This is a genomic window from Streptomyces colwelliae, from assembly GCF_048158785.1.
GTDB lineage: Bacteria > Actinomycetota > Actinomycetes > Streptomycetales > Streptomycetaceae > Streptomyces.
On record NZ_JBLTJC010000042.1, the window covers coordinates 38,466 to 44,699 of the forward strand.

Genomic DNA, 6,234 nt, shown 5'->3' on the forward strand with positions numbered 1-6,234 from the left:
TCCCGCACACCGCCGATACGCCCCGGACCAAGGACGTTCAGCGACTGTTCAACGATTTACTTGGACCGGTCCCTACGACCGTTGCGGGCATGCCCTGTTGACGGCCAAGGAGCTTCAGGAACCGTTCAGCGCCCCCGACCGGGCTCCCGCGCCGCACCCGTGCCGGTGTTCGCGCCCCGCACTCCCGCCGGGACGACCGCACCGACGATCCGCCCACTGTGCCGCCGGAAGGAGACGAACTTGGTCACGGCCTGGAGGAGGTTCGCGCAGGCCAGCGCGGTCCACAGGCCGGCCAGTCCCGCCGCGTCGGCTACCGGCACGGCGAGGGCCGCGAGCACGCCGAACCACACCGCCGTGGACACCAGGCTCGGCACGGTGCGCTTGAGCCCGACGAGCCCGAAGCCCGCCACGGCCTGGAGGGCATCGGTGACGACCACCGCGAGGACCAGCGGCAACAGCCGTACGACCTGGCCCGCCAGCTCCCGGTCCCTGGTGAACAGGCCGATCACCGGGTCCCGCAGCACGACCAGGACGGCCCCCAGCACGCCCACCGCGCACAGGGCGACCCCGATCCCGGCGTCCACACTGCGCCGGATCCGGGCGAGGTCGCGTTCCTCGGCATATCCGGCGATCAACGGCACCGTCGCCTGCCCGACCGACACGGCGGCGGTGAAGACGACGTTCACCAGAGACTCGGAGACGCCGTGCACGGCTGCGCTGTCGGTCCCGATCCGGGCGGCGGCGAAGGTCAGCACGCCCAGCACGGAGAACTTCACCAGCACGGTCCCCCCGAGCGGCACCCCGACCCGGGCCAGCCGCAGCACCTCGCGCGGATCGGGCCGCCCGGGCCGGACCGGCCGCCCGGCGAGCACGGTACGGCGACGCAACGCGTACTGGTTGAGCCCGGCCCCGACCGCGCTGGACACCAGCATGGCCACCCCGGCCCCCGCCAGCCCGAAGCCGGGCAGCGCCCCCGGTCCTCCGACCAGCACCACCGACAACGCCACGGACACGCCGGTCCCCACGAGCCCGGACCGCATCACCTGCGCCGACCGCCCCAGCGCCACCAGCACGGACGAGGCCGACGAGTTGACGGCGATCAGCAGCACGCTGCCCGCCAACATCCAGGGAAACAGGCCCAGTTGGTCGAGGACGGCGCCCGGCACTCCGAACGCCCCGCCGAGCAGCGGCACCCCGGCCACCGCCGCCGCGCACACCCCGCCCACGGCGAACGCCAGCCACATCCCGCTCCGCACCAGCGGCAACAACCCCTCGGGGTCGTCCCGTTGGGGCACCACGAACGGCATCACCCCGCGCAACGCCCCCGCCACGGTGGCGGTGGCCGGGCTGAACACGGCGATCGTCACGGCGAACGCGGCCAGCGAGACGGTGGCGTGCCGTCCCAACAACGCGGTGTCGACGAGCGATCCGGCCGACGCGGCGAGGGAGCTCACGTACAGCGGCGCGGCGGCCCTGGCGATGGTCATGAAGGCGGTGCGTCCACTCACGCCCGCCCATCCTGCCAGTCAACCACCGCGCCATGCGCATGAGTTACCGCCATGCGCACGAGTCACTACGGCGTCACGGTCGCGGGCGGCGGCCCCGTGCTCCCCCGCACCTCGATCCGCGGCTCCGACAACACCGTCTCCGCGACCCTCCGCGGGTCCCTCATCCGGTCGACCAGGAGCTGCGCGGCTCGGCGGCCGATGTCGTGGCTGCCGTTGTCGACGGTGGTGAGCCAGAGGTGTCGTAGGCGCGCGAGGTACGTGTTGTCGTAGCCGACGAGGGACAGGTCCCGAGGCACCTGGAGGCCCAATTCCTCGGCCGCCGAGAGCGCGCCGACGCACGCGATGTCGTTGAAGGCGAAGACGGCCGTGGGGCGTTGCGGGGCGGTGAGCAGGCGGACCATCGCGCGGTAGCCGCCCTCCTCCGTGTGGTCGCCCTGTTCGACCGTCGCGAGGTCGGTCAGGCCGTGGTCGTGCATGACCTCTTCGAAGGAGATGCGGCGGAGTTCGCCGGCGACGCCCTGGCCGGCGATGTGGGCGATGCGGCGGTGACCCAGGTCGACGAGGTGTTCGGTGGCCAGGGCGGCGCCGTACGAGTCGTCGCCGGCCACGACGTCGACGTGGGGCAGAACCGGCTCGACCGCGCCCGCGACCACCGTGGGGATGTGGGTCGCGGCGGCGAGGAGTTCGTCGGAGCCGGGGAGGGTGCCCACCACGATCAGGCCGTCGACGCGGAGTTCCGTGAAGATGCGGGTGAGGTCCTCGCCGAGGTGACGGTTGAGGCGGCCGTCGGCCAGCATCATGTGCAGGCCGCGCTCGTGGAGGCGGGAGCCCAGGCCGTCGAGGAGTTCCACGAACCAGGGGTTGCGCAGGTCGTTCAGCAGGACGCCGACCGAGCGGGTGCGGCGCTCACTGAGGCTGCGGGCGGCGGCGTTCGGCCGGTAGCCGAGTTCCGCCACGGCGGCCAGCACGGCCTGCCGTTTCTCCGGTCGGACCTGCTCGGAGCCGCGCAGCACCAGGGAGACCAGGGATTTCGACACACCGGCCCGCTCGGCGACATCACGGATGGTCGGAGCGCTCATGGCTGGACCGTTCCATGCGGTCGCGCCCCCTGTCAAAGGCGCGGACACTCAGTGTTGACAGTCAGGTATTGACATCAGGACGAACGGGTTCCAGTGTGGCGGGGACAGTTTATGGACCGGTCCATAGAAGGGCAGTCATGGTGACCTCGCTCGGTGTTGCCGTCGTGGGCTTCGGATGGATGGGGCGGGTGCACACGCAGGCGTACGCCCGTGTCCCGCACCACTTTCCGCAGCTGACCGTGCGGCCGCAGCTCGTGACGGTCGCCGAGGAGGTCCCCGGGCGGGCCGAGCAGGCCGCCGAGCAGTTCGGCTTCGCGTCCTCCACCCGTGACTGGCGCGAGGTGCTCGCCGACCCGCGCGTGCAGGCGGTGAGCATCACCGCGCCGAACTTCCTGCACCGCGAGATCGGCGTCGCGATGGCGGAGGCCGGCAAGCACATCTGGATCGAGAAGCCGGTGGGCCTGTCGACGGCGGACGCGTCCGCCGTGGCCGACGCGGTCGGCAAGTACGGCGTCCAGGGCGCGGTCGGCTTCAACTACCGCAACGCACCCGCCGTGGAGGCCGCCCGCGACCTGATCGCCTCCGGCGAGCTGGGCACGGTCACGCACATCCGCGTCCGCCTCTTCAGCGACTACGCGGCCCACCCGGACGGCGCCCTGACCTGGCGCTACGAGCTGGAGCGCGGCGGTCACGGAGTCCTGGGCGACCTGGCCTCGCACGGCGCGGACCTGGCCCGCCACCTTCTCGGCGACATCGCGTCCCTCACCGCCGACACCGCGATCTTCCTGCCCGAGCGGGCTCGTCCCACCGGCGCGACCGCGGGTCACGCCCTGGCCACCGGGGGCGAGTTGGGCCCGGTCGAGAACGAGGACTACGTCAACTGCCTGCTGCGGTTCGCCTCCGGTGCCCGGGGTGTCCTGGAGGCCTGCCGGGTCTCGGTCGGCGAGCAGAACAACTACGGCTTCGAGGTGCACGGCACCAAGGGCGCGGTGTTCTGGGACTTCCGCCGGATGAACGAGCTGGCGGTCAGCCGCGGCACGACCTACCAGGACCAGCCCGTCACCACCGTGTATGTCGGCCCGGGCGACGGCGAGTTCGGCGCGTTCCAGCCGGGTGCGGCGAACGCGATGGGCTACGACGACCTCAAGGTGATCGAGGCGTACCGCTTCCTGCGCTCCGTCGCCGAAGGCGTGCCGTACGGCGCGACGCTTCCGGACGCCGTGCGCAGTGCGGCGGTTCTGGACGCCATGGTGCGTTCCGTCGAGACCGGCAGCTGGGTGAGCCCGGCGTGAACGGCGCACGCGTCGCCTGATCGGCGCGCCTCCGGGCGCCCGCGCGATCTCGCGCCCACCCGCCGGACTCGACTACCGTTCACGCTCGGGAGTCACTCGCCTACGCTGTGGTGACCGGTTGGCGGACGGGTATGGGGGCGGCATGGGATACGGCTTCGGACAGCGGCGGGGCGGTCAACTCCCCGTGGAGTTGACCAGCTTCGTCGGACGCACCGAGGAACTCGCGGTGCTGCACGCCGAGTTGGCGCGGTCGCGGCTGGTCACGCTGGTCGGTCCGGGCGGGGTCGGCAAGAGCCGTACGGCACTACGGGCGGCCCGCGCGGTCGCGGACCGGTTCGCCGATGGAGTACGGCTGGTGGAGCTGTCGGCGCTGCACGACCCGGAGTTGGTGCCGCCGACGCTCGCGGGCGTCCTCGAACTGCCCGAGCAGTCCGGCATGACGCCGTTGGACGCCATCGTGGAACATCTGCGCGGCCGGCGGATGCTGATCGTCCTCGACACCTGCGAACACCTGGTCGACGCGTGCGCGATGCTCTGCGACATCCTGCTGCGCGAAGCCCCCGGACTGAGCGTCCTCGCCACCAGCCGGCAGCCGCTCGACGTGCCCGGTGAGCGCTGTCTGCCGATCGCTCCGCTGGCCCGCGCGGACGCAGTCGACCTGTTCGTGCAGCGTGCCGCCGCCGTCACCGGCGGTCCCGCCCTGGACGGCGCCGACCGGGAGAGCGCCCTCGCCCTCGTCGACCGCCTGGACGGCATCCCGCTCGCCCTCGAACTCGCGGCGGTCCGCCTGCGGGCCGTACCCCTCTCCGAACTCGTCGCCCGTCTGGACCGCCACTGCGAGGTCCTGACCGGCGGCCGGCGCACGGCACTCACCCGCCACCAGACCCTGCGCGCGGCCATCGACTGGTCCTACGACCTGTGCACGCCCCAGGAACAACTCCTGTGGGCGCGGCTGTCGGTGTTCGCCGGTTCCTTCGAACTGTCCGCCGCCGAGCGGGTGTGCGCGGGCGGCGATCCGGGTGGACCGGTCCAACTCGACGGCGAGCAGGTCGTCGAGGCGCTGATCGGGCTCGTCGACAAGTCGGTCGTCCAGCGCATCGGCGAGGACGGCGGCCGCTACCGGCTCCTGGACACCATCCGCGAGTACGGCACCGCGCGCCTGGCCGCCACCGAGGACGCCGACGCCGTACGACAACGGCACTTCGCCCACTACGAGGAACTCGTCGGCCGCTTCTGGAACGGTCTGATGGGCCGGTCCCAGGTCCAACTGCACCGTGCCGTACGGGCGGAGATCGCCGACGTACGGGCCGCCCTGGAGTACGGCTGCGCCACCGAGGGACGGGCGAGCGACGCACTGTGGCTGGCGACCCGGCTCGGGGCGTACTGGCGGGCGGCCGGGACGCTGTCGGAGGGCCGGTACTGGATCGACAAGGGGCTCGGCCTCGTCCCGCAGGACTCCGCGACGCGGGCCTGGGGGCTGTTCATGACCGGGGTGTTCGGGATCTGGACAGCCGATCTGGAGACGGCCTTGGACCGGTTCCCGCAGGCCCTCGACGTGGCGCGCCGCGTCGGCGAGAGTCGCGTGGAGCTGTTCAGCGAGGGCTACTTGGGCGCCCTGACGGTGCTCGGCGGGGCCGTCGAGGAGGGAGCGGCGGCGCTCGAAGCGGTCCGCCGGCGGATGATCGCGGCGGACGACGCGCTGGGCATCGGCGTCGTCCACTACGAAGGGGCCCTGCTGTACGCCGCGTTGGGCTTCACGGACCGCGCGCTGGAGTGGTGCGAGACGGGCCTGGCGTATCTGGAGGGCCGCGGCGAACGCCAGTTGTACGGCTCCACCCTCACCGTCCAGGGCATCATCCTGTGGCTCGTCGGCCGGCCCGAGGAGAGCGCGGTCGCGTTGCGCCGGGGCCTGGAGGCGGCGAGCGAGATCGGCGAGGTGCTGGTCGCGGCGCTCGCGTCCCTGGGCCTCGCCTGGCACGCGGCCGGGCAGAAGCGCTACGTCAGGGCCTGCTGGCTGCTGGGTTACGCGGAGCACGCGCGACGGCTGGGCGGCGACCCGGTCGGCATGCTGCCCCGGCTGCTGGAGGAGCAGGAGTCCCAACAGCGGTCGGTACGGGCGGCGTTGGGCGCCGAACCGTACGAGCGGTGGCGGGAGGCGGGCGCCCGGATGTCGGGCCGCGAACTCCTGGACGCCGTACGCGCCGACGCGGACGAACCGCCCGGCATCCCCACGGCGCGCCCCGCCACCGCGGCGGTCACCGCCGAACTCGACGATCTTGCGGACGAGCGTCCCCGCGATGCCGGTCTCGTCGAGGAGTTTGCCCAGCCAGGAGCCCAGAATGATCGCGATCATGG

General features: G+C 72.5%; 3 protein-coding genes and 1 pseudogene. 2 read left to right on the plus strand and 2 right to left on the minus strand.

Translation table 11 applies throughout. The annotated features are described in order from the left end of the window. Window positions 1-125: 125 nt before the first annotated feature. On the minus strand, window positions 126-1,508 hold the full coding sequence (locus ACNFOC_RS11990) for an MATE family efflux transporter (protein WP_416959088.1): 1,383 nt from the start codon (window positions 1,506-1,508) through the stop codon (window positions 126-128). A gap of 65 nt (window positions 1,509-1,573) precedes the next feature. Then, window positions 1,574-2,587: a LacI family DNA-binding transcriptional regulator gene (locus ACNFOC_RS11995; protein WP_416959089.1), complete on the minus strand. Its 1,014-nt coding sequence runs from the start codon at window positions 2,585-2,587 to the stop codon at window positions 1,574-1,576. A gap of 137 nt (window positions 2,588-2,724) precedes the next feature. On the opposite strand from ACNFOC_RS11995, the gene ACNFOC_RS12000 reads away from it, so the two are divergent. Then, on the plus strand, window positions 2,725-3,879 hold the full coding sequence (locus ACNFOC_RS12000) for a Gfo/Idh/MocA family protein (RefSeq protein ID WP_416959090.1): 1,155 nt from the start codon (window positions 2,725-2,727) through the stop codon (window positions 3,877-3,879). Window positions 3,880-4,021: 142 nt separating this feature from the next. After that, window positions 4,022-6,130, plus strand: a pseudogene (locus tag ACNFOC_RS12005) (ATP-binding protein); the annotation flags it as partial. Window positions 6,131-6,234: the final 104 nt, after the last annotated feature.

What these genes read in the sequence shown, in the direction of transcription:
- ACNFOC_RS11995 (WP_416959089.1), bottom strand. Translation starts at nt 2,587, where the DNA reads ATGAGCGCTCCGACCATCCGTGATGTCGCCGAGCGGGCCGGTGTGTCG.
- ACNFOC_RS12000 (WP_416959090.1), top strand. Translation starts at nt 2,725, where the DNA reads ATGGTGACCTCGCTCGGTGTTGCCGTCGTGGGCTTCGGATGGATGGGG.